We start from the raw sequence: 22,034 nt of genomic DNA on the forward strand, positions 1-22,034 counted from the left end.
CGATGCGCGGGCGCTTTATTTTACCGGCGGTGCTTATTCCACCGTTTTCGGAATTATTAAATTCAATACGATGCCGACGACGGTCGAAAGCGCAACTCCTCCCAAACTGAACACGAAGTCGCTCCCGACGGTAAACTGCAAAATGCCGCCGCCGATGCCGATGACCATGACAACCGACGAAATCGTCAAGTTACGTTTATCTTTGTAATCAACGCCTTCTTCAACGAGCGTGCGTAAGCCGCTGGACGCGATGAGCCCGTACAAGAGCATGGAAACGCCGCCGAGCACGGGGCCCGGAATCGTTTGAATGACCGCGCCGAATTTTTGGCAAAAAGACAGCACGAAGGCGATGACTGCAGCTCCTCCGATAACCCACACGCTGTACACTTTCGTAATCGCCATAACGCCGATATTTTCACCATACGTCGTGTTCGGCGGCCCGCCCCATACGGCAGCCCATGCGGTCGCAAGACCGTCGCCGACAAGAGTTCGGTGCAAACCGGGATCTTTTAAAAAATCCTTGCCGACGACGCGCGAAGTCGTCAGCGTATCGCCCAAGTGTTCGCAGATCGTCGCAAGCGAAACGATCACAAAGGTGAGAGAGGCGACGAAGTTGAATTTCGGCGCAAGCCAAAAATACTTGCCCGCCGCGTCGGTTTGCAAAAACGGAAGCGCAAACCACTTCGCTTCACGCACGACGGAAAAATCGATGACGCTGTACGCGGGAAAAACGGCGCCCATGACGAGCGCAAAAAGATAACCGCCGACAAGACCTATCAATATCGAAATCGTATTGAAAAAGCCCTTCAAAAAAATCGTCGCGACGATCGCGATGCCGAGCGTTACGACGGCGATGCTCAGATACACAAGCGAGTAATCCTGCATCGCACCGCTCGATCCGATGTACATCGCTTCTTTGATCGCCGTCGGCGCAAGGTTCATACCGATGACGACGATGACCGAACCGATGACGACCGGAGGAAGCGCTTTGTCGATCCAGCCTTTGCCCGTAAATTTAATAATCAATGCGACGACGCAGTAAAAAACTCCCGCGCAGATCGCGCCCCCCATCGCATAGGCAACGCCGTACTGTTCGCCGATTCCGATAAGCGCCGGAATAAAGGCGAACGACGAACCCAAAAACGCAGGTACTTTTGCGCCCGTTATGAAGATGTAGATGAGCGTTCCGGTACCGGCGGTAAAAAGCGCGGTCGACGGATTCAAGCCCGTCAAAAGCGGTACGAGGATGGTTGCGCCGAACATGGCGAACACGTGCTGGAAGCTCAACGGAATCCACTGCGCGAGCGGCGGCTTGTCGTGAGGCCCTAGAATTTTCGATGAATTCATAAAGAAACTCCTGTGTGATACAAATCGGCACAGTATAGCACAAGCGTTTTTTTTTGAAAAGAACGCGGCCGTTTTTTGTCGGATATTTTTATTAATTTAATTCAAAAGGGAAAGCCTCCTCTGCAGCAACGTCCCTGCGCCTCGGCGTATCAGCGTATCGCAACGTTTTCAAAGCCGAGCGCGGTCATGGATGCGCGAAGGACGGCCTGTGCCTGCGCATCCGCGTCATCCAAAAGACCTTCGGCGACCAGGCGTTCCGCGGCGGATGCTCTGCTCTCTTCGATTCCGTCGAAGATTTCCCGCATCGTGATCGGTACGAAGATGCTGCGCTTTTCATCGAAGATTTCCTGCGACGCTATTTCGTTTCCGAGGAGCTCCGACTTCGGAAGTGAAATCGAAACGGATTTTCCGTCTTTCGAAACGGTCGCTGCGATCTTTGAAACGTCGGCAATACCTGCACGCGCTACACCTGAATATTTGACGATACTGTAGCTTTTTGCGACACCGAGTGCACCGCTTTTTTTTATGCTCACGATTTCGCTGTAGCGCAGTTTTACCGTAACGAGTTCGCGGCACAGCACGAGCTGCCGTTCGATCCTCATATATTTTTTTGCAAGTTTTATTTCAGTGATTTTTTTTCTGCCGAAATACGCGCCCGCACCGAGTGCGCACAAAAGAAGCGCGGCAAAGATGATTTTCAATAAACGGTGTCGTACGGGAACCTGTGCCGCTTTGATAATTTTTTTCGCCGCGCTTTGCGCAGTCCGTTTTTTTTCTTCGACCGATGTGCGCTCTTTTTTCATACCAATCTCCCATAAGGGCATTTTCAAAGTCACCTCTAAAAGCTGCGGTTTTTAGAGGTATCATAAAATGTTTGCACGAACTTGCCGCACCGCACTTTCGATTATATCATCGCTTGTTGTTTTATGGTATAGTTGAAACGAGGAATACTATGGGAAAAATAACAAAAGAATCGGCGCGGCGTTTTTTTTCAAAGCCGTCGTCCTATGCGCTGCTGCTCGCCCTCTTCATCGGAGCGTCGGCGGTAAAAAGCAATTTTTACATCGTCGATGAAACGGAGCAGGCCGTCATCACGAGATTCGGCAAATACGTCGAAACCGTCGGTCCGGGTCTGCATTTCAAGCTGCCCTTCGGCATCGACAAAAACTACAATATTCCGGTGCAAGTCGTTCAGACGGAACAGTTCGGTTTTCAGACGATCGAAATGAAGCGGAACAGCCGCTATCAAAACGGTATCGTCGCCGAATCCACGATGCTCACGGGAGATTTGAATATCGTCGACGTCGAATGGATCATTCAATACCGCATCGTCGATCCGAAAGCGTGGCAGTTCAACGTCGAAGACCGCACGCGTACGATCCGCGACATCTCCCGCTCGGTGATCAATACGCTCGTCGGCGACCGCGCCATCCTCGACATTATGAGCGCGGAACGCACGAACATCGAAATGCAGTCGCGCGATATGATGAACGACAATTTTGCAAAGCTCGGTTTGGGCATACACGTTACGACGGTCAAACTGCAAAACATCGTTCCGCCCGAAGGCGTGCAGGATGCGTTTGAAGACGTCAACAAAGCGATACAGGATATGAACCGATTTATCAACGAAGGAAAAGAAGCGTACAACGCCGAAATTCCGAAAGCGCAGGGTGAAGCCGACAAACAGATTTCGGTTGCGCAGGGATATGCGGCGGAACGTGTAAACCGCGCGAGAGGAGACGTCGCCCGATTCAACTCCGTGTACCGAGAATACCGTCGATCGCCGCGCGTCACCCGCGAGCGTATGTATTTGGAAACGATGGACGCCCTTTTCAATTCCGACACGAAGAGTACGCTCATCGACGGGAGGCTCCAAAACGTACTGCCTATAAAACAGCTTTCGGCTTCCGAAGGAGACGCACAATGAAATCGATCAAACGTATCGTACTGCCCCTCGTCGTTTTTTTATTTTTGTTAATTTTTTTCTTCGCGTCCGGCCCGCTCTATATCGTCAGAGAGGGAAATCAGGCGGTCGTCACGAGATTCGGAAGCATCGCCGAAGTCCGCACCGATGCGGGATTGTATTTTAAAATCCCCGCAGCCGACATGGTGACGACGTATCCGAAGCGCATCCTTTCGATCGACGGCGATCCGCAGCGCATTCCGACAAAGGAAAATCAATTTATCGTCGTCGACACGACGAGCCGTTGGAAGATAGCCGATCCGAAATTGTTCTACACGAGTTTTAAAACGATCGAAAACGCAAGCAACCGCCTGAGCGACATCATCGATTCGGCGACGCGTACGGTCGTCACCGCAAACCGATTGAGCGAAATCGTGCGTTCTTCGAACATCATCAACGAGCGCGCGGCAAAGGCCGTCGCAGCGGAAGACGAAGAGACGAAAGAAATCGAATCGCTTGTAAACGTCAATACGACGATCGAAGAAGTCGTACGCGGACGGAGCGCGCTCTGCGAAAAAATGACCGCCGCCGCAAACGCCCTCGTTTCGGATTACGGCATCACGGTTATCGACATCGTACCGCGGCAAATAAAATATTCGGACGAACTCACCGAAAGCGTATACAACCGCATGATAAAAGACCGCAGCCAAGTCGCACAGGCATACCGTTCGCTCGGAGAAGCGAAAAAAACGGGATGGATCGGACGGCTCGAAAACGAAAAACGCACGATTTCTTCCGATGCGTATCGCCGCGCCGAAGAAATCAAAGGACAGGCGGACGCGGAAGCGGCGCGTATTTACGCCGAAGCGTACAACCGCGATCCGGAATTTTACGCGTTTTGGAAAAGCATGGAATCGTATGCGAATACGCTTAAAGGCCGCGATGCGACGTACAGCACGAATATGGATTACTTCCGATATTTGTATTCGCCCGAAGGCAGACGGTAAAAATTAATAATTAATAATATGAGTGAAATTATATTCGATACGGGATTAAGCGAATCGGCATTTGCCAAAACCCGTCTTTCAAATTTGCTTTCCGAATCGGGCATCGCCGCCTGCGCGGACAAAAAATTCGGATCCGATATGACCTTTTCGTTTTCCGAATGGAAGTTCGACGGCGTCAAAACGATCGGCGACGAAGATGGCGCGCACGTACACCTTTTCGGGCGGTTCGGCGAAGAAGAGGAAATGCTCTCTCTTGCGGAAATATGTTTGAGAGCGGAAAGAGGCGGAGAGGCCGAGCGCTATGCGGCGGCAACGGCTTCCTATGCGGCGGTATGCGCAATCGAAGAGGCGAAAAAAGAAAACGTAAAAATCGAAAACATCGGTGCGGGCGGCATTTACGTAAAGGCTGCACCCGGGTTTGCAGAAAAACCTGCGGTCCTTTTTTTGCCCCAAGCGCTGTTCGATAAAGCGTGCGCGACCGGCGGCGCATCCTATGCAAAACTGCAGGGCTTTTGGATAAGCAAAGCGCTTTCCGAAAGGCGCAGCGCACTTTCTTTTACGCAGGCGGTTATCGCCTACCGCGCTCTTGCAAAGCGCATGCCTTACGACAAAAGCGATGAGAGCGCGCGGAGCACCGACGAATACGATAAAAATTATATGAAGCTCGAGCACGTCATAAACGGAGTCGATAAATCGCTTGCCGAAAGCGTCGATGCCGCGCTTGAATTTCCGTCGCGCACTGTAGAAGCGGAAAGGAAAAATGCACGCGGATCACACGGTGTGCACGGCGCGGCGGACACGCCGCATACGGCGGAGGCGTTGCATACCGCGAACAAGCAAAAAGAAAAACCCTTTCCGCTTCAAGCTTTTTATGCCGAACTCGGAATCGATGACAGCACGATCAAAGAAGTACCGCACCCTGCAGCCCTCCCTCAAGCGGAGTTCGACGCAAAGGTCGCAGCGTATTATAAATCGAAAAAACGAAGCTTACGCGCCCGACGGACGTTCAGACGCAATGCGGGAGCGATCGCGGCCTGTTTTGCGCTTGCCGCCGTTATCGCATTTTTCGCTTTCGGCGCGGTGCGCGATGCCCGACGCCGTCCCTCCGCCGTCGGTCTCACATCTTTTGAAGTCGCCGAAGCTTTTTACGAAGCGATACATACGCAAAACGTCGAACTCGTCGGCGCGATGTCTTCGGGCAAAGTGTCCAAGCGCTACGGCGATATCGTCGGCAGTATCTACGTCGTAAATAAAACAAGGAGCGCCTACGATCCGAAAAACGGTATCGTCGCCCCGGAAACGTGGTTCGCCTCCCTTTCGGAGGAAAATGCGGAGGCAAGGCGGGACGTATACGGCATTACTTCTTTTACGCTCGACGGCAAAGAAAGCTCACTTGAAGTCCGCGTACCCGAACGGAGCGAAAAGAGAACGCCGGTAAGAAGCGAAGGAGGCGCACCGCTCGACGACGGCGCTCAAGCGGCGCATACGGCGGAGTATTACACCGTGCGCACGGACGGCGAAACGGGCGAGTTTATCATAGAGCGCAATTGCGATACGGTAAGGCTGACGTATAAAAAGAACAGATGGGCTGTCACCGGCATCGAAGAAAAAGAGGAGAATGTGTCCGTCGACACCGCAGCGTTCAAATCCGACGCGATCTGCGCCCTGCAAAAATACGGAGGAGATGCCGCCCTTGCCTCAAGCGCGCTCAAAGAAAAGTACCCGTGGGTGCCGGATCGCATCGTCGTTCAAAGAGCGGCGGAACGGATGCCGGGAATAAACCGAACTACCGATTAGCTAATCGATTCCACTTCTTCTTGGGTGAGTCCGGTAGCTTGCATTATCTTTTTTACGGAATCGCCGAGCTGTTTTAAAATCCGTGCCGTTTCGAGCTTTGCTTGGCGCGAGCCGTCGGAAAAGCCTTGTTGTATGCCAATCCTTAGGCTTTCTTCTCTCTGTACCGCAATATCCGTATCATAGTCATATTCTGCTACTAACATGTTTATTACCTCCCGTGATTTTCTCATTAAATATTCTTTTAAGATTCCTTTTTCTATACATATCTTTACTGCATTGGTAAAACCGTTTTCGCTGTCGAGTTGGGTTTGTTTTCTTACCTCTTCTACAAAGAGGCTGTATTCTTCAAGCGGCTTGCATGCCGTTAGGACTTTGTTCGATTTGTCCGTGTTGATGTTGAGCACTTGCACCGTCAACTCAAGCGGTACTTGTTCGGGCTTTGTGATAAACGCATCCGACAGTTTTAAAACTGTAGTTTCAGGGTAGTCTTCTGTGCCATTATAAAAAACGTAAAACTCAGGCGCAGGGATTTTTGACAGCTTTCTTAAATACCGATCAGTCGGTGCTTGCAGTTTTTCATAGAGCCTTGCTATATACTGTAAAAATCGTAGGGGCATGTTTTCGTTTATTGTAGACTGGTGTTCTGCCAACACGATGATTTTACCGTCTACAAGGCAGGAGACGTCATTGATTATGTTCATGTACATAACGTTATCGAGCCTTATGTTTTCTACCGGAGACGAAAGCGGAAGGTGTGTACCGTGTAAAGCGTTGTAAAGAGATAAAAAATTTTCTTTCGCTTTTTCGTCTTCACTGAAAAGGTCGACAAACACCGAGTCTTTGTATTTTCTGTTTGAAGTAGGCATAGCATACCCCCTCATTGATTGTATTATACCACAGGCTGAAGGATTCTAAAAGGGATAACTATAACTATTTAAGTGACTGGAAAAGTCTTCACAAAAAAACCGCCCCCAAGCCGAAGTTCCCTCCAACGTGAGAGCGGTTGGTTTTAAATGCGGAACGGATGCCGGGGATAAACCGAATTACCAATTAGCTAATCGATTCCACTTCTTCTTGGGTGAGTCCGGTAGCTTGCATTATCTTTTTTACGGAATCGCCGAGCTGTTTTAAAATCCGCGCCGTTTCAAGCTTTGCTTGACGGGAACCTTCAGCAAGACCGAGCGATTTACCTTGTTGTATTCCTTGCCGCAAACCTTGTTGTATACCCTCTTCCCGTGCATCCATTTCAAACCCCGACATAAAGCGGTATTCCTGCCGTGCCTGTTCGTTGTGTTTTACTGTCTGTATCATCGTTTCTATCCTCCCGGTATACTCCGTATTCACCGTTCCGGTTTTAACGTATTCCAAAAAGCCTTTCAGTTCCTTATTCTCGGCTTTACTGAATGCTTCCGCATTTATTATAACCTTTTTTGTCCCGTCTTGTAAGGGCGTTTGTCCGTCTTCGATACAAATATTTTCAAACGTGTAAAGCGGCTTGCCTTTTCCTATCGCGTCAAACAAGCACACGAAAATGATATAGCTGTCGTTTAATGCTTTGTAGTGCTCGCCTTTGTCCAAGAATGCGATGTCGATTGCCGCCTGATAATACCTCATGCGTTTCGGAAGATTATACTCATTGCTTACCTGCATCTCAATGTCGTAAGATTTCCCCGCCTCGTCTTTTACGAGCAGGTCAAGGCGTACCGATTTTGCTTCGATGCCGATTGTCACACTGTTTTGCGGCGACAGGCAGATGATTTTTCCGATTTGCCCTGCCAAAATCATTTCAAGGAATTGCTTGCAAATACTTTCATCCTGCATAATTTTGCAGAACATAAAGTCATCGGCGATGGTTAAGTCGTCAAAACTTTTTCTCATACATACCTCCGTACCTAAATATAGGCGCAGACGGTACAAAAACAGGAACAAAAGGGAAAAGTTTTTGCATTTATTGTTCAGACAGCGCCGGCAAAAGCTGTATATGGACACCCGCACACAAAAAAACCGCCCCCAAGCCGGAACTTTGTCCGAGTTGAGAGCGGTCAGATTAGTTTAATTCCCGCACAGGAGGGCGCTTACGGCACCGTCAAAGTCCTACGAACGGCTTTTTAAAGTCTTTCCATTTCAGGGCATTTTGGTAGTCGCCGACCGAGGCGGCGGGCACTTTCAATGTTACGCCGGCTAAGATTACGTTCTTAAAAGCATTGCTATGCAGTATGGGCGGAGTTACCGCATTGCAGGTAACACTTTGCAGTGCCGTACAGTCCCCGCAGAAACCACCTCCGTTCACCCTAGTAAGGCTTGCAGGCAGTTCAAGCGTTTTTAACGCCGAACATTTGTCAAGGAACTGGTAACTTAATTCGGTAACGCCTTCGGGAATCTTGACATCTTCAACCTTGCTGCAGTCAAGGAATCTTCCCCCTATGGAAGTAAGCGATGAAGGAATATAGACAGTTTGTAAATTCGTGCAAAAACTCAAACCGCCTTCTTCTACCGTTGTAAGACCGGCAGGCAAAATAAGGGAAGTAAGATTGTCACTGTGGTAAAAAGAGCTTTTGCCCAATACTTTAACGGAAGCAGGCACCGTATAAGAGCCGGTCTTACCGGTCGGATAGCGGATCAGCTTTGTTTTATGCTTATCGAATAAAACCCCGCCTTCTACGCTTAAAAAGTTACTCGGACCGCTTAACGCAAAAGCTTCTAACATCCCCCAACCGCCGAAGCTGCTTATACAGCCTTCGCTTAAACCGGTGAGGGTGTATGTAATACCCGAATATTCGGGCTTTACATTGACGGTATAGACAATATAGTTGCCAGCATTGTTTCCCCGCTTTGTCATTATTACATGTTTTTGTTCCTTATCGACTACCTCGTACTCTGCACCGTTTGAGAGCGTAAAAGTATCGGGAATCGTTACGGAAGATATAAAGAATACCCGTATATCCGCCGCCTCTGTTACGGTGTGCTCATAGGTGTTTGAGGTATTACCCGAAACGGTGGTGCCGTTTACCGTCCACTTTTCCACCTTGTAGCCCGCAGCAGGAGAGGCCGTAAAGACGAGTACGGTATTTTCGGCAACCGCAGTGCCGGAGGTAAAGGCTGCTCCGCCCGTCTTATATTTTGCGCTTATGCTTCCGTTCGGCGGTGTACTTGCAACGCCGAAGATTACGGCATGGGTGGTAGGCGGTCTTAGCTTAAAGGAGACGGCAACCGTTATCGGCTCGGTTATTTTTACCATAGCCGTCGTATTTTCAGGATTTCCGCCTGTAAGGAGCTGCCCGCCTGTAATCGTCCATGTGTCTACCATGTAGCCTGCATGAGGAGAGGCGGTAAAGACAATCGTTTTATCCTCTTCCACTTGCGCAGGAGAGGCGATTTCGGCACCGTCAACTTCCGCCTTGAGCGTGCCGTTTCCGCCGTCTACGCCGAAGATTACATTGCCGAAGGTAACCGTTACGGTAACGTCTTCGGTAATTTTGAGCGTCGCGCTCGTGCTTCCCGGACTGCCGCCTGCTAAAAATGAGCCCGCCGAAACCGTCCATTTATTCACCGCATAGCCTGCATCCGGTACTGCCCTAAAGATAAGTTCGGTACCTTCGGGTACTTTCTGATGGCCGAGCGGGATTACCGGCACAGTATCTACACTGCCGTGCTCCGGCTCGGTAAGCGTTACCGTGTGCAGGGCAGGAAGCGGCTCGCCGTTCCGTTTAAAGAATACAAAAACCTGTGCGTTTGCCGTAACTTTGAGCGTGTAGGTAGGCACCGTGCCGTTTACTTCTGTGCCGTCAAGTTCCCACTTTTCAAGATCGTAGCCTTGAAGCGGCTCTGCTTTAAAGGTAAGCTCGGTGTTTTCGGCTACCATGCCGTCATCGCTCAGTGCAGGCGTTACCCTTACATTACCGCCTATAGTGCGGTCGAGCTCTACTTTGTACGTTTGCACGGGCGGCGGTATGGGCGGGGTGCCTCCCGAATCGCTGCCGTTCGAGCAGCTTATCGCCAAACCTGTAAGCAAAACTGCGGCTGTAACGAGCGCCGCAACTCTCGTTTTCTTGTTGCTTGAGTTAAATCCGCTCATAAAAAACTCCTCTTAAATGATTTTGTTTGCAAAATAAAAAGCGCACCGAAGAGATGATTCTTTTCGGTACGCTTGTTGTGTAAGAATTTGAAAAGAGAGTAAGTTCCGGTATGGACGCCGGCAGAGTTGTTTGTCGATTATTTACGGATTTTGTGTTTTGAAGACAATTTACGCTACGCGAACGAACGAACGAACGAACGAACGAACGAACGAACGAACGATTATACGGCGCCCGAGCGCTTTGTCAAGTACCCGAACGGGACTTTGTGCCTTTTGCGCAGGAGATAGCGTTGTGCCGTTACCGTACATAGGTCCCTCGTCATAAGGAATTGCAGGTATGACTTAAGATGACTGATATATTTATTATAACACGTTTTTACGCAAATTTCAACGTTCGCATAAATAAATTGAATAATCGCTTCGTCCTGCACGGCAGGCAGTCTTACTTTTTTCGGCACATCGCAGCCGAACACGTCCGGTACGACTTCGACATAAAATTGATTTTTGTCATATTGACAGCGCGGAAACGATGGGTTATCATAGAGCGTACGTTTAAATTATTTTGAAACGAGGAATTGTCTTATGGAATACAATGTCGAAAAACAACACGAAAAAGGAAAACTCCACGCAATCGAACGGATTCGCGCTCTGTGCGATGAAAATTCGTTTATGGAAATCTATTCGGGTGTGCGCCATAACTGCACGAGCTTCGGTATGGAAAAAAAAGACCTGCCCTACGACGGCGTCATCACCGGATTCGGAAAGATAAACGGAAGGACGGTCGCGGTATACGCTCAGGATTTTACGGTGCAGGGCGGCTCGCTCGGCCTTATGCACGGCAAAAAAATCGCCGAACTCATCGACAAGGCGGTCGAAGCGCGGTGCCCCGTTATCGGTATAAACGATTCCGGCGGAGCGCGCATTCAGGAAGGTGTCGACGCGCTGTGCGGCTACGGAGACCTCTTTTATCAAAACGTCCGCGCATCCGGTTCGGTGCCGCAGATTTCGATCGTCGCCGGTCCCTGCGCGGGAGGCGCCGTGTATTCGCCGGGCATCACCGATTTTATCTTTGCAATCGATAAGATAAGCGAACTTTTTATCACCGGCCCGAAAGTCGTCAAATCGGTTATGTTTATGGATATTTCGTCGGAAGATTTGGGAGGAGCGGCTATCCACTCGAAAAAATCGGGCGTCGCGCATTTCCGCTGCGAAAGCGAAAACGACTGCTATCGAAAAGTGCGCGCGCTGCTCGACTACATCCCCCATTATTTCGGCGACGATCTCGCACAAAACGAAAAATACAAATTCGACGCGAAGAAAAAAGCGAAGCGCATCGAAGAAGTCATCCCCGAAAACCCGCGTGCCGGTTACGATATCCGCGAAATCATCAACTGCTGTATCGACGACGATTCATTTTTTGAAACGTCGGCCGAATTTGCGGTAAACTGCGTCACGGGCTTTGCGAAAATCGAAGGCAAATCCGTCGGCATCGTCGCAAACAATCCGATGGGTGTCGGCGGCGTGCTCGACTGCGATGCGAGCGACAAAATCGCGCGCTTCGTCCGCTATTGCGACGCTTTCGGCATACCGCTTTTAACTTTCGTCGACGTTCCCGGATTTATCCCCGGTCCGCAGGAAGAACAAAAAGGCATCATCCGGCACGGCGCAAAAGTGATCTATGCGTACAGCGAAGCGAGCGTTCCGAAAGTGACCGTCATCGCGCGCAAAGCGTACGGCGGCGCATACATCGCGATGTGTTCAAAACACCTCGGCGCCGATTACGTATACGCGTGGCCGAAAGCGGAAATCGCAGTTATGGGTGCGGAAGGTGCAATCGGCATTTTATACGCAAAAGAACTCAAAGATCCGTCGAAGGCGGCCGAAGTCGCGGCAAAATCCGAAGAATATAAAACGGAAATAATGACGCCGAAAATCGCGGCGAAGCGCGGTTATGTCAGCGAAGTGATCGAACCGCAGGAAACGCGAGAGCGCATCGCACGGAGCTTTGAAATACTCGCGCGAAAGCACAGCATGGACACGCCTTTGAAAAAGCACGGCAATATCCCGCTGTAAGAGCGGGCGGTACGGCGCGCGATACTGTTTCGCTGTAATTGCAAACGAGCTGCGCCTTGCATGCGGTCATGCCGAAGGCAGATTGAAAGGCAAACCGATGCACTATACACTATACAGGAGATGCGGCCGCGCACGACGCGCGGTCGTTTTTATTCGTGCGGATAGTAGTGAGAACGGCATAGTATTAAAAGGCTCACACGACAAAAGACGCAAGCACGATATAGCCGAAAATCGTAATGAGCGTATAGAGCGCCAAATACGCGCTCAAAAAAGCACTTTCATCTTTTCCGTTTACAAATACGCCGTACGCATATGTCGGCGGCATGATAAAATACAGGACGGCACCGAAACGATACAGCGGATCGGAGGGGTACATCCGGCCGACAATATAATAGACGATACCGCCCATAAAAAGTGCAAAGACGAGCATGCGCGCTAAAACGGTTTTCAGCGTATCGCTCCATTCGATATTCGAAAAAGTAAGTCCGTAACCAACCGTCATGATAATAATCGGTCCGACGGGTGCTCCGACAAAGTTCAAAACGTCTTCGAAAATACTCCCTGCTCGTGTCGACGAAAGATACTGCCCGAAGCCGGTTACGGAGCAGAGTATGCCTGCAAGGATCGCGATATTCACCGGAGTCGCAAGCGATTTTGCAAGTTCGGAAGCGCGGAGCTTTCCTTTTGTACGAAGCTGCAGAATCGAGATGATGACCGCCCACTGTGTGACGGCGCCTCCCGCATCGAAGAGCGCAAAGTGATACAGATCGCTTTGTCCGAAAAGCAACATAAAAAGCGTATAGCCGATCGACCCTCCTTCTATCGTCGCGCACATAAACGGCGCAACGGGCGTTTTAATTTTTAAAAGAGCGCATGTAAGGATTCCGAAAGCGAAAGCTGCGAGGTTCATCAGCGCAAAGACGCCGAGCGTAAGCGCTTCTTTCCACGTAAAGCGCATATTGTAAAAGGCCGCAAAAAGTACTGCGGGAAGACATACTTTTACGATGAGCGATTTGATATCTTCGATACCGCTTTCGCTTAAGAATTTCGTTTTCCGCGCCCACGCCCCTATTGCGATCATGACGATGACGGGAAGCGCGACTTCCGATATCCCTAAAAATCTTTCCATAAATAATTGTCAACTAAACACACATAAAAAAAGCCCGCCGCGCTCCGCGCGGCGGGTTCACAAAATCTTTCGCTTATTTTCTATTGATCTGTTCGGTATAGAATTCGAACGCTTCTTTGTCGGTAAATTTTCTGTGAACGATTTTTCCGATCGCATCGGCCATCGCAACCGGATGCGCGCTTTGGAAAATATTTCGTCCCATATCGAGTCCGTGAGCGCCGTCGCGTATTGCGTGATACGCCATTTCGAGCGCTTCTTTTTCAGGCAACTTTTTACCGCCGGCGACGACGATCGGTACGGGACAGGCCGCCGCAACTTCGTCAAATTCTTCGCAGTAATACGTCTTTACGATATTTGCGCCGAGCTCCGCAACGATACGTGTCGCAAGTTTAAAATATTTCCCCGTGCGTTCCATATTTTTTCCGACTGCAACGACGCCGAGCGTCGGTATGCTGTAGCGCATAGCTGCGTTTATCGTCTTCGAAAGGTTGTCGATGCTTTCGAGCTGACCGTCGGCGCCGATAAAGGTTTGAACGGCGACGCAGTCCGCGTTCATTCTGATCGCATCTTCGATATCGACCGCAACGACTTCGTGACTCAAATCATCCTGCACCATGGACGAACCGGAAGACACGCGGAGCGCGATGGCTTTTTTGCAGTCAGGGCGTACACAGGTACGCAGTGCACCTCTGGTCGCCATGAGAACGTCGACGTGATTATTGAGAAGCGGAATCAAAAGGTCGAGGCGTTCGAGCCCCGAAACGGAACCCATAAAATAACCGTGGTCGAATGCAAACATCACGGTGTTGCCGCTTTTGGGATTGAAGATATTCGATAAATGTTTTTTCATGCCCCAGCCGAGGTTTCCGGCACCTTTTACATAAAAGGATCCGTCAACGGCGAAACGGACATCCGTGTGATAATCGTGAGCGATTTTCAAACCGTCTAAATCTGCCATAGTGTATTCCTAAAATTATTAAAATCGATAGCAATAATGTGTAAAGTTACGGAGCTGTCGAAAAAGTAACCGATTTTTGAGACAGTCCCCTTTCCTGATCGACAAAAGCCGACGCACGAAACGAATCATGCGCCGGTTTTACTACGCGTTATAATTTCGATTTAGAAATTATATTTGTCCATGTTTTCTTTGGTAAATACGGCGCGCTCGGGAAGGAGCACGACGCCGGAATCGTTTGCCGTATAGGCTTTCGGATCGAGCACGGTGTTCGGTTCGACTTTTACGGTACCGATCGTCGGGATATCGATCGTATCTCCGACTTTCATACTGTGACCGGTCGCAGCCCAGTATGCAAGATAGCAGGAAATCGCGCCTTGGATACCGCAGTCCCACAAACCCCAGCGGGTGAGGATACCTGCGCGGCAGTAATCTTTGATCGCATTCGGAGTTGCAAAACCGGTGATCGTCACGTTCTTTTGATTGAGTCCGAGGTTTTGCGCAGCCTGGCACTGGCCCGGAAGAGCGGTCGAATCGTTACAGATGATCAAGTCGATGTCTTTGTGCGCGGAAAGGACGGCTTCTCCGACGGTGATTGCGCGCTCGGCATCCTGATTCGAATAGTAATTGGAAGGAGCGACGTTGACCCATTTCGGATATTTTTGACGGATATACTGTTCACCCGCTACGTGCCACGAGTTTTGATCCGTGACCGTCGCCTGCGAATAGTGCCAGCAGTATTTGATCGTATCCGCGTCGGGATTTTTGCCTCTCTCTTTCAAAGAAGCGACGCCCATGTCGACGAGCATTTTACCGAGTATATCGGGCGTACCCTGACTTGTCATAAGCAAGCGTGCGTCGGGATTTGAATCGGAATCCCATGTCATAACCGCGAGTCCCGCTTTGCGCGCGGCTTTCAGAGCCTGATCAACGCCGGCCGCATCGACGGTCGAAATCGAAATCGCGTCCGCACCCTGCTGAATCGCATTGTTGATGATATTGACCTGATTCGCGACCGCCGCATCGGGACTGCCGTCGTACTTTACGGTAAAGCCGACTTGCTTTGCAAGTTTTTGCGCGCCTTCGTTTGCCACTTCAAAAAAAGCGTTGCCGCTGATTTTCGGAATGAACACGACAACAACGTTTTTTTTCGAACCACCGCCGCCTTCGTTTGCGCCGTTCGCAAATGCAAACGAGCCGACCAAAAGCGCCGCCAACATGATCGACAACAGTTTTTTCATAAATACCTCCTGATATTTTTCGTCGTCTGGCAGTTTTATTTATTAATAATTTTTCAAAAACGGGCATTTCGAAAAATTATTTTTGCACAGCACTAAATTCTCCCGCCGTCCGCCGCGTGCACTCCGGACGGAATTTTCCGACAATGCATTTCAGCGAAAAACCCTGCGCTGAAAGCCCTCGGGACGCGACGATGATGAGCAGCAGTATGCCGACGGGTATGTCGAGGTACTGCGTGTTCAATCCAGCCATCGATAAACCGAAACGCATAATGCCGATGACGAGCGCCGAAAGTGCCGTCCCTAAAATCGTACCGGTACCGCCGGTGATCGCCGTTCCGCCGAGCACGACAGCCGTAATGATCGGAAGCGTGAGCTCTTTACCGAAATCCGCTTTTGCCGTGCCGAGGTAGGACGTAAGCACGATGCCTGCAATCGCCGAGCCGATACCGGAAAGCGCGTATGTCGTCATCACGATAAACTTCGTATTGATGCCGGAAAATTCCGCGGCGTTCGGATTGATACCGCAGAGGTACACATAGCGGCCGTACTTCGTGCGGTGCAGAATAAAATAAGCGATAAACGCGATCGCGATAAAGAGCAGTATCTGCGACGGAACGATGCCGAAAAAGCGGAACTGCGTAAAGGCCGTAAACGCGGAAGGAAAACCGCTGATGCCTTTGTAGAGTTCGACTTTTGCAATGCGCGTGATCGAAATCGCCATACCCGAATATAAAAACGAACCGCCGAGAGTTACGACCATGGGTGGAACCCGCGCATAGGCGATGATAAAGCCGCTCAAAAGACCGCACAGCGCACCTGCGACAACCGCAATGAGGCAGGCGGCATACACGTTCACGCCGCTTTGGAAAATGACACCGACGACGATCGACGTGAGACCGACGATGGAACCGGCTTGAATGTCCATGCCGCCTGCGATGATGACCATCGTCACAAAGAGCGAAATGATACATATCGAAATAAAATCATTGATCGAACCGAGCAATACCATCGGGCGCAAAAAGCGCGGATTCAAGATGCCGAACAAAACGATTTCGCACGCGATGACGGCGACGAGCAGCAATTCGTTTGTAAAAATAAATCGTTTCTTTTCCATAGATTATCTGCTCCTCTCTTCCGCCGTCTTTGCCAAAAGCCGCGCTTTGCGCGCCTTTTCGATCGAATGATGTTCCAAAAGACCGTCTACCGTAACGATCGTTATCAACAGGATGCCCGTAATCGTACTGTCGTAGTCGGAAGAAAATTTCAAAAACACGAGGATACGGTCGATCGACGCCATAATGATCGCTCCGATAGATGCGCCGAACAGAGAGCCGACGCCGCCCGAAAGGCTGATACCGCCGAGCACGCAGGCTGCGATCGCTTTCATCTCGTAGCCGTTTCCCGCAATCGGCGTTACGAATCCGATGCGGCTCACATAGATGCATCCGGCAATCGACGCGAAAAGCGAACACAAAACGAACGCGCTTATCTTCGTCCGCTTTACCGGAATACCGATGAGTTCGGCTCCTCCGACGTTGTCGCCGACCGCGTAAAAATTGCGGCCTAAAGAAACGCGGCGCAACAGCACAGAACCTCCGATCGCAATCGCAATCGTTACAAGATAAAACCACGTAATGCCGCCAAGCGTTGCCTGGCTCAACGCTTTGTATGCGAACGGGACGTTTTCCACCCACTTGCCGCCCGTATACACGTAGATGAGTCCGCGCACGACGCCGTTTACGCCGAGCGTCATGATGATGGAAGGAATGCCGAGGTAGACGAGTCCGAAACCGTTTATAAGGCCGCACACGATGCCGATAGCGACTGCGGCAAAAATCGCGAGCGCCCACGGAGAGCCGTCGCGGATCAAGCTCGCGCTCACGGCGGAAGCAAGCCCCATGACCGCCCCGACCGAAACGTCGATTTCACCGATGATGAGCACAAAGGCGATCCCGATCGATAACAGAGCAAACACGACGCTCGAATTGACCGTCTGCATAAGATTCCGCGCGGCAAGAAAATCGTGATTGACGATGCCGACGAGCAAAAACAGTACGACCGTGACGATAAGCGAAGAAAGGCTTCTCATTTTGAAAAATCGATTAAAAGACATGCGCCGCATTTATCCCACCTTTTCCTGTTCTACACCGAACGATGCCGCCATCAGCGCGTCTTCGTTGATTTCGTCTTTTGCGAATTCGTGATTGATCCTGCCGCGATACATCGTGACGACGCGGTCACTCATCGCGACGATCTCTTCCATATCGGAACTGATGAGCAAAATCGCTATGCCCGTTTTTTTCAATTCGTTGATGATCGCGTATACATCGCTCCTCGCTCCCGCATCTACGCCGCGCGTCGGTTCGTCGAGGATGACGAGGCGCGGATTCGTCGAAAAGCATCTGCCGATGATAACCTTTTGCTGGTTGCCGCCGGAAAGGGAACCCATCTCCTGCGTATCGTCGGTCACTTTGATATGAAAGCCCGATATGTATTTTTCAGCAAGCAATTTTTCGCGCGCCGTATTGATGAGGATCTGCTTTAAGCTCGCAAGCCTGACCGGCGTGATATTGTTGCGCACCGTCGTCAATTTGAAGATACCGTTTAAAAATCTGTCTTCGGGAAGATAGTTGATGCCCTTTTCGATGATCCGCTTCGTCTTTAAGCCGGTGATGTCTTCGCCGTTCAAATACACTTTTCCGCCGAGCACTTTATCGCGTCCGTATACGGTCGTCGCAAGTTCGGTCTTTCCCGCGCCGACGACGCCCGTCATACCGAGCACTTCGCCCGAATACACGTCAAGGTTCACGTCGGCGAAACCGTAACCGCTCAAATTTTTCAAAGAAAGCACGAGTTCTCGTTTTGACGGAGCGGCTGAAAGATTTTCGACATGCACTTTGCTCATGCTTTCGGGAGCAAGCCCTTTGAGCAGCATATCGTACGTAAAATCCTTTGTGTCGCCGTTCATCGTAATCGTGCCGTCGATCAAAAGCGCGATACGGTTCGCGATGACAAACACTTCGTTGAGCCGATGCGTAATATAAATGACGCCGACCTTTTTTTTCTGCAGCTCTTTGATGATTTTAAAGAGCGAGTTCACTTCGTCAAACGTAAGCGACGACGTCGGTTCGTCGAAAAACATAACGCGCGCGTCTCGCATGAGACCGCGGAGGATCTCGACGAGCTGCTGTTCCGCAATCGAAAGCGTACGCGCCGTGCGGTTGAAATCGAGCTTCCAGCCGAGCTGAGAGACGATATTCGCGAGGCGATCGTGCAGTTCGCTTTTATTACCGGGAATTCCCATGACGACGTTTTCTTCGAGCGTCATATTCGGGAAGAGCATCGGCTCCTGCGGAATGAGGTAAACACCCGACGCGAGAGATGCCGAAGGATTTCCGAAGTGCAGCGGTTTCCCGTCGACGAGTATTTCGCCTGAATCGGGCTTTTTGATACCCATAATCGTCTTTACGAGCGTGCTTTTTCCCGCGCCGTTTCCTCCGATAAGCGCGAGCACGTCGCCGGGATACACATCCAAGTCAATGCCTTTGAGCACAGCGTTGGAACCGAAAGATTTATAGATTTTCCGTACCGACAACATCGGGCTTACATCGCTGCCCATAGTTCGATTCCCCTTTTATATCTATTTTATATTAGAACTTTTGTTCCAATCAAAAACATTTTTATTATCTCAAGTATAAAACGGAAATTTCGTTTTGTCAAATAAAAACTATAAAATTTAACGAAATTTATATATTCGATACCGATAAACCGATATACTGACAAAATACCGGCAAAATCGGCTGAAATTTATTACCGATATGTATATTTTTTTGTTGTGTTTTTTTTAATATCGTGATATTATGTTCATAAAGTGATATTTTGTTCAAATTAGGAGAAAAAAGTCGAAAATGACGGCCGACTGGGAAAAAGAGCTTATCGTGCGAACAGCATGGTATTATTATATCAGGAAAAAAACGCAAAAAGAGATAGCCGATATGCTTTCCGTTTCGCGGATGCGCGTCATCCGTCTGCTCGAAAAAGCCGAGCAGGAAAACGTTGTTCAAATCACGATCCACACGAATTTTCGCGGCAGACTCGAAGCGGAACAGGCGCTCATCGATTCGTACGCTCTTGCCGACGCTATCGTTATTCCGTCCGATGAAATGTACACGTCGGCTTCGCTTAACGACGCGATTGCAAAAGCGGCGGCTATGTATATAGATGAACATTTTTCCGACAATCCGATCATCAATATCGGTTACGGAGATACGACCGGCCGCTTTATGAATTATTTTTCACAGATTTCGAAAAAAAGGCCGACTTATGTATCGCTCACCGGAGGGGTCAGCATCTATTTGCTGAATACGCAGTCGTCTGCAGGCAACGCTTCCCTCTACCTCATCCCGGCGCCGTTGGCCGCATCGACGCCGGAAATGGTAAAAGCGATCAAAAAAGAAAGCGCCGTCATCGAAATAGCGCGCATGCATACGACCGCAAGCTGTTCGGTTATCGGTATCGGCGGCGTCGACGACAATGCGACCGTCATCAAATCGGGTATCATACAAAAAAGCGATTTCGATTTTTTGAAAATGTGCGGCGCCGTCGGAGACGTACTCGCCCATTTTTTCGACGAAAACGGCAAGTTTATCACAAGCGCTACCGACGAACACTTGGTGACCTACCCTCCCGAATCGCTGAAAAAACTGCATAACGTTATCGCCGTCGCGGCAGGAAGCGCAAAGTACGTTGCGATCAGGGCGGCACTTCGAGCGCACTACTCCGATATCCTCATAACCGACGAGGATACCGCGCGTTGGCTTGTAAAAAATACATGATGATCGAGCGACAACACGAGGAGGCATAGTTATGGATAAAAAGTATTTAATGGCCGTAGATGCCGGTACCGGAAGCGTCCGCGCCGTCATTTTCGACGTACACGGAAACCAGATCGAATGCGTGCAGGAAGAGTGGAAGCACCTCGAAGATCCGAACTATCCGGGCAGCATGAATTTCGATTGGGAAAAAAATTGGAACGCGGCAAAGCGCTGCATATCGGAAGCAATAAAAAAATCGAACATCGAAAGCGGCGATATCGCAGCCGTTTCCACGACGTGTATGCGCGAAGGGATCATCCTCTACGATAAAAACGGAAAGGAACTGTGGGCTTGTGCAAACGTCGATGCTCGCAGTACTGCCGAAGTCATCCAATTGAAAAAGATGTCGCCGACGCTCGAACACGAACTCTACCTCGAATCGGGGCAAACGTATTCGCTGAGCGCCCTCCCGCGCATCCTTTGGGTAAAAAACAATCTCCCCGACGTATACGAAAAAACCGCCGTGGTCGGTATGTTCAACGATTGGCTCATATACAAGATGAGCGGTGTCCTCGCCGTGGAGCCGAGCAACGGTTCTACGAGCGGACTTTTTTCGCTTACAACGAGAACGTGGGACAAAACGATAGCGGAACGCTGCGGTCTAAAAAGCGATATATTTCCCGAATCGAAAGAATGCGGTACGCTTGCCGCCCGCGTCAGCCGCGAAGGCGAAAAAGAAACGGGTCTCAAAGAAGGCACGCCTCTCATCGTCGGCGGAGGCGATGCGCAGCTCGGCACGATCGGCATCGGAGCGACGGAAGCGAACGATGCGGCGGTTTTCGGCGGAACATTTTGGCAATACGAATACAATACCGCAAGCGGAAAAATCGACGACCGCTGCGACATCCGCGTCAACTGTCACGCTCAGCCCTCGCTGTGGCAATACGAAGCGCTCGCATTTAAACCCGGCCTTTTTATGCGGTGGTACCGCGACGGATTTTGTGCCGAAGAAAAAAAAGAAGCCGCTTCTCTCGGAAAAGACGTATACGCACTTATGGATGAACGCTCGGCAAAAATTCCCGTAGGTTCGCACGGTATGTTTTGTACCTTTACCGACGTCATGAATTTTTCCGCATGGCGGCACGCAGCTCCGACCTTTACGAACTTCGATTTGGATGCCGACAAATTCAACAAATATACGTTTTACCGCTCCATACTCGAAAGCACGGCCCTCGTCACCTACGGCCATATGCAGCTCGTCAAATCAGCGACGGGAAGCATGCCGCATGTCGTCACCTTCGCAGGAGGTGCTTCGAAAAGCAGACTGTGGTCGCGGATTGTCTGCGATGCGCTCGGCCTTCCGCTCCGCATTCCCGCAGTAAAAGAAGCGACGGCGCTCGGAGCTGCAATGCTTGCGGCAACGGGAGCCGGCATATACGCGAACGTCAAAGAAGCAGCGGATGCCATGGTAAAAATCGAAGCGACGCTTGAACCTGATGCGGAAAATCATAAAAAGTATATGGAAATGTATAAAACGTGGCGGAAAATATACGATGCGGAGCTCGACTTAAGCGATGCGGGTGTTACAAACTATATGTGGTCCGCTCCGGGCGTCGGCAAATACTGACGAAATTTTTTGAGGAGTAAATTATTAATTAATAATCAACGGCGGTCATCGATATCGGCTGCGATG

At 50.2% G+C, this 22,034-nt stretch carries 17 protein-coding genes; 6 read left to right on the plus strand and 11 right to left on the minus strand.

Annotation, left to right across the window (positions count from 1 at the left end):
- Positions 1-33: 33 nt before the first annotated feature.
- Positions 34-1,347 (minus strand): solute carrier family 23 protein, encoded by a 1,314-nt coding sequence (locus IZU26_RS01210; RefSeq protein WP_021495811.1) that lies wholly within the window; start codon positions 1,345-1,347, stop codon positions 34-36.
- 149 nt (positions 1,348-1,496) lie between these two features.
- Entirely contained in the window at positions 1,497-2,150 is a 654-nt protein-coding gene (locus tag IZU26_RS01215) for a DUF4230 domain-containing protein (RefSeq protein WP_433276129.1), read from the minus strand.
- A gap of 149 nt (positions 2,151-2,299) precedes the next feature.
- On the opposite strand from IZU26_RS01215, the gene hflK reads away from it, so the two are divergent.
- From hflK to IZU26_RS01230, 3 genes are read left to right on the plus strand one after another with little or no spacing between them, the layout of a single operon-like run.
- Positions 2,300-3,274, plus strand: a complete 975-nt coding sequence (gene hflK / locus IZU26_RS01220) for an FtsH protease activity modulator HflK (RefSeq protein WP_433276131.1) — start codon at positions 2,300-2,302, stop codon at positions 3,272-3,274.
- Positions 3,271-4,257 (plus strand): protease modulator HflC, encoded by a 987-nt coding sequence (gene hflC, locus IZU26_RS01225; protein WP_433276133.1) that lies wholly within the window; start codon positions 3,271-3,273, stop codon positions 4,255-4,257. Before hflK ends, hflC begins: the two co-directional genes overlap by 4 nt.
- Before the next feature lie 18 nt (positions 4,258-4,275).
- The gene (locus tag IZU26_RS01230) at positions 4,276-6,054 is read left to right on the plus strand and encodes a hypothetical protein (RefSeq protein WP_433276135.1); all 1,779 of its coding nucleotides are present in this window, start codon (positions 4,276-4,278) and stop codon (positions 6,052-6,054) included.
- On the opposite strand, the gene IZU26_RS01235 is transcribed toward IZU26_RS01230, so the two are convergent.
- From IZU26_RS01235 to IZU26_RS01245, 3 genes are all read right to left on the minus strand, one after another.
- Positions 6,051-6,920 (minus strand): Rpn family recombination-promoting nuclease/putative transposase, encoded by an 870-nt coding sequence (locus tag IZU26_RS01235; protein ID WP_433276137.1) that lies wholly within the window; start codon positions 6,918-6,920, stop codon positions 6,051-6,053. The two genes, IZU26_RS01230 and IZU26_RS01235, sit on opposite strands and share 4 nt — an antisense overlap.
- Before the next feature lie 184 nt (positions 6,921-7,104).
- Positions 7,105-7,932 carry an Rpn family recombination-promoting nuclease/putative transposase gene (locus IZU26_RS01240; protein WP_433276139.1) on the minus strand — a complete coding sequence of 276 codons (828 nt, stop codon included), beginning with the start codon at positions 7,930-7,932 and terminating at the stop codon, positions 7,105-7,107.
- A 208-nt stretch (positions 7,933-8,140) separates the two neighbouring features.
- Positions 8,141-10,129: an InlB B-repeat-containing protein gene (locus tag IZU26_RS01245; protein ID WP_433276141.1), complete on the minus strand. Its 1,989-nt coding sequence runs from the start codon at positions 10,127-10,129 to the stop codon at positions 8,141-8,143.
- A 582-nt stretch (positions 10,130-10,711) separates the two neighbouring features.
- Between IZU26_RS01245 and IZU26_RS01250 the strand changes: the two genes are divergently transcribed.
- On the plus strand, positions 10,712-12,202 hold the full coding sequence (locus IZU26_RS01250) for an acyl-CoA carboxylase subunit beta (RefSeq protein ID WP_310822749.1): 1,491 nt from the start codon (positions 10,712-10,714) through the stop codon (positions 12,200-12,202).
- A 193-nt stretch (positions 12,203-12,395) separates the two neighbouring features.
- On the opposite strand, the gene IZU26_RS01255 is transcribed toward IZU26_RS01250, so the two are convergent.
- From IZU26_RS01255 to IZU26_RS01280, 6 genes are all read right to left on the minus strand, one after another.
- The gene (locus IZU26_RS01255) at positions 12,396-13,331 is read right to left on the minus strand and encodes an AEC family transporter (protein ID WP_433276143.1); all 936 of its coding nucleotides are present in this window, start codon (positions 13,329-13,331) and stop codon (positions 12,396-12,398) included.
- Between the two features lie 73 nt (positions 13,332-13,404).
- Complete coding sequence (gene lsrF / locus IZU26_RS01260) at positions 13,405-14,289, minus strand: 3-hydroxy-5-phosphonooxypentane-2,4-dione thiolase (protein ID WP_433276145.1); 885 nt, start codon at positions 14,287-14,289, stop codon at positions 13,405-13,407.
- Positions 14,290-14,450: 161 nt separating this feature from the next.
- The gene (locus IZU26_RS01265; RefSeq protein WP_021330428.1) at positions 14,451-15,527 is read right to left on the minus strand and encodes a substrate-binding domain-containing protein; all 1,077 of its coding nucleotides are present in this window, start codon (positions 15,525-15,527) and stop codon (positions 14,451-14,453) included.
- A gap of 76 nt (positions 15,528-15,603) precedes the next feature.
- Complete coding sequence (locus IZU26_RS01270; protein ID WP_433276148.1) at positions 15,604-16,641, minus strand: ABC transporter permease; 1,038 nt, start codon at positions 16,639-16,641, stop codon at positions 15,604-15,606.
- 3 nt (positions 16,642-16,644) lie between these two features.
- Complete coding sequence (locus tag IZU26_RS01275) at positions 16,645-17,616, minus strand: ABC transporter permease (protein ID WP_432996912.1); 972 nt, start codon at positions 17,614-17,616, stop codon at positions 16,645-16,647.
- A gap of 33 nt (positions 17,617-17,649) precedes the next feature.
- Positions 17,650-19,146: a sugar ABC transporter ATP-binding protein gene (locus IZU26_RS01280; protein ID WP_433276150.1), complete on the minus strand. Its 1,497-nt coding sequence runs from the start codon at positions 19,144-19,146 to the stop codon at positions 17,650-17,652.
- 289 nt (positions 19,147-19,435) lie between these two features.
- Between IZU26_RS01280 and IZU26_RS01285 the strand changes: the two genes are divergently transcribed.
- Positions 19,436-20,362 (plus strand): sugar-binding transcriptional regulator, encoded by a 927-nt coding sequence (locus IZU26_RS01285; protein ID WP_021330437.1) that lies wholly within the window; start codon positions 19,436-19,438, stop codon positions 20,360-20,362.
- A 31-nt stretch (positions 20,363-20,393) separates the two neighbouring features.
- Positions 20,394-21,968 carry an autoinducer-2 kinase gene (gene lsrK / locus IZU26_RS01290; protein WP_433276152.1) on the plus strand — a complete coding sequence of 525 codons (1,575 nt, stop codon included), beginning with the start codon at positions 20,394-20,396 and terminating at the stop codon, positions 21,966-21,968.
- Positions 21,969-22,034 lie beyond the last annotated feature (66 nt).

The organism is Treponema sp. SP13, assembly GCF_050938355.1.
Classification (GTDB): Bacteria; Spirochaetota; Spirochaetia; order Treponematales; family Treponemataceae; genus Treponema_D; species Treponema_D socranskii.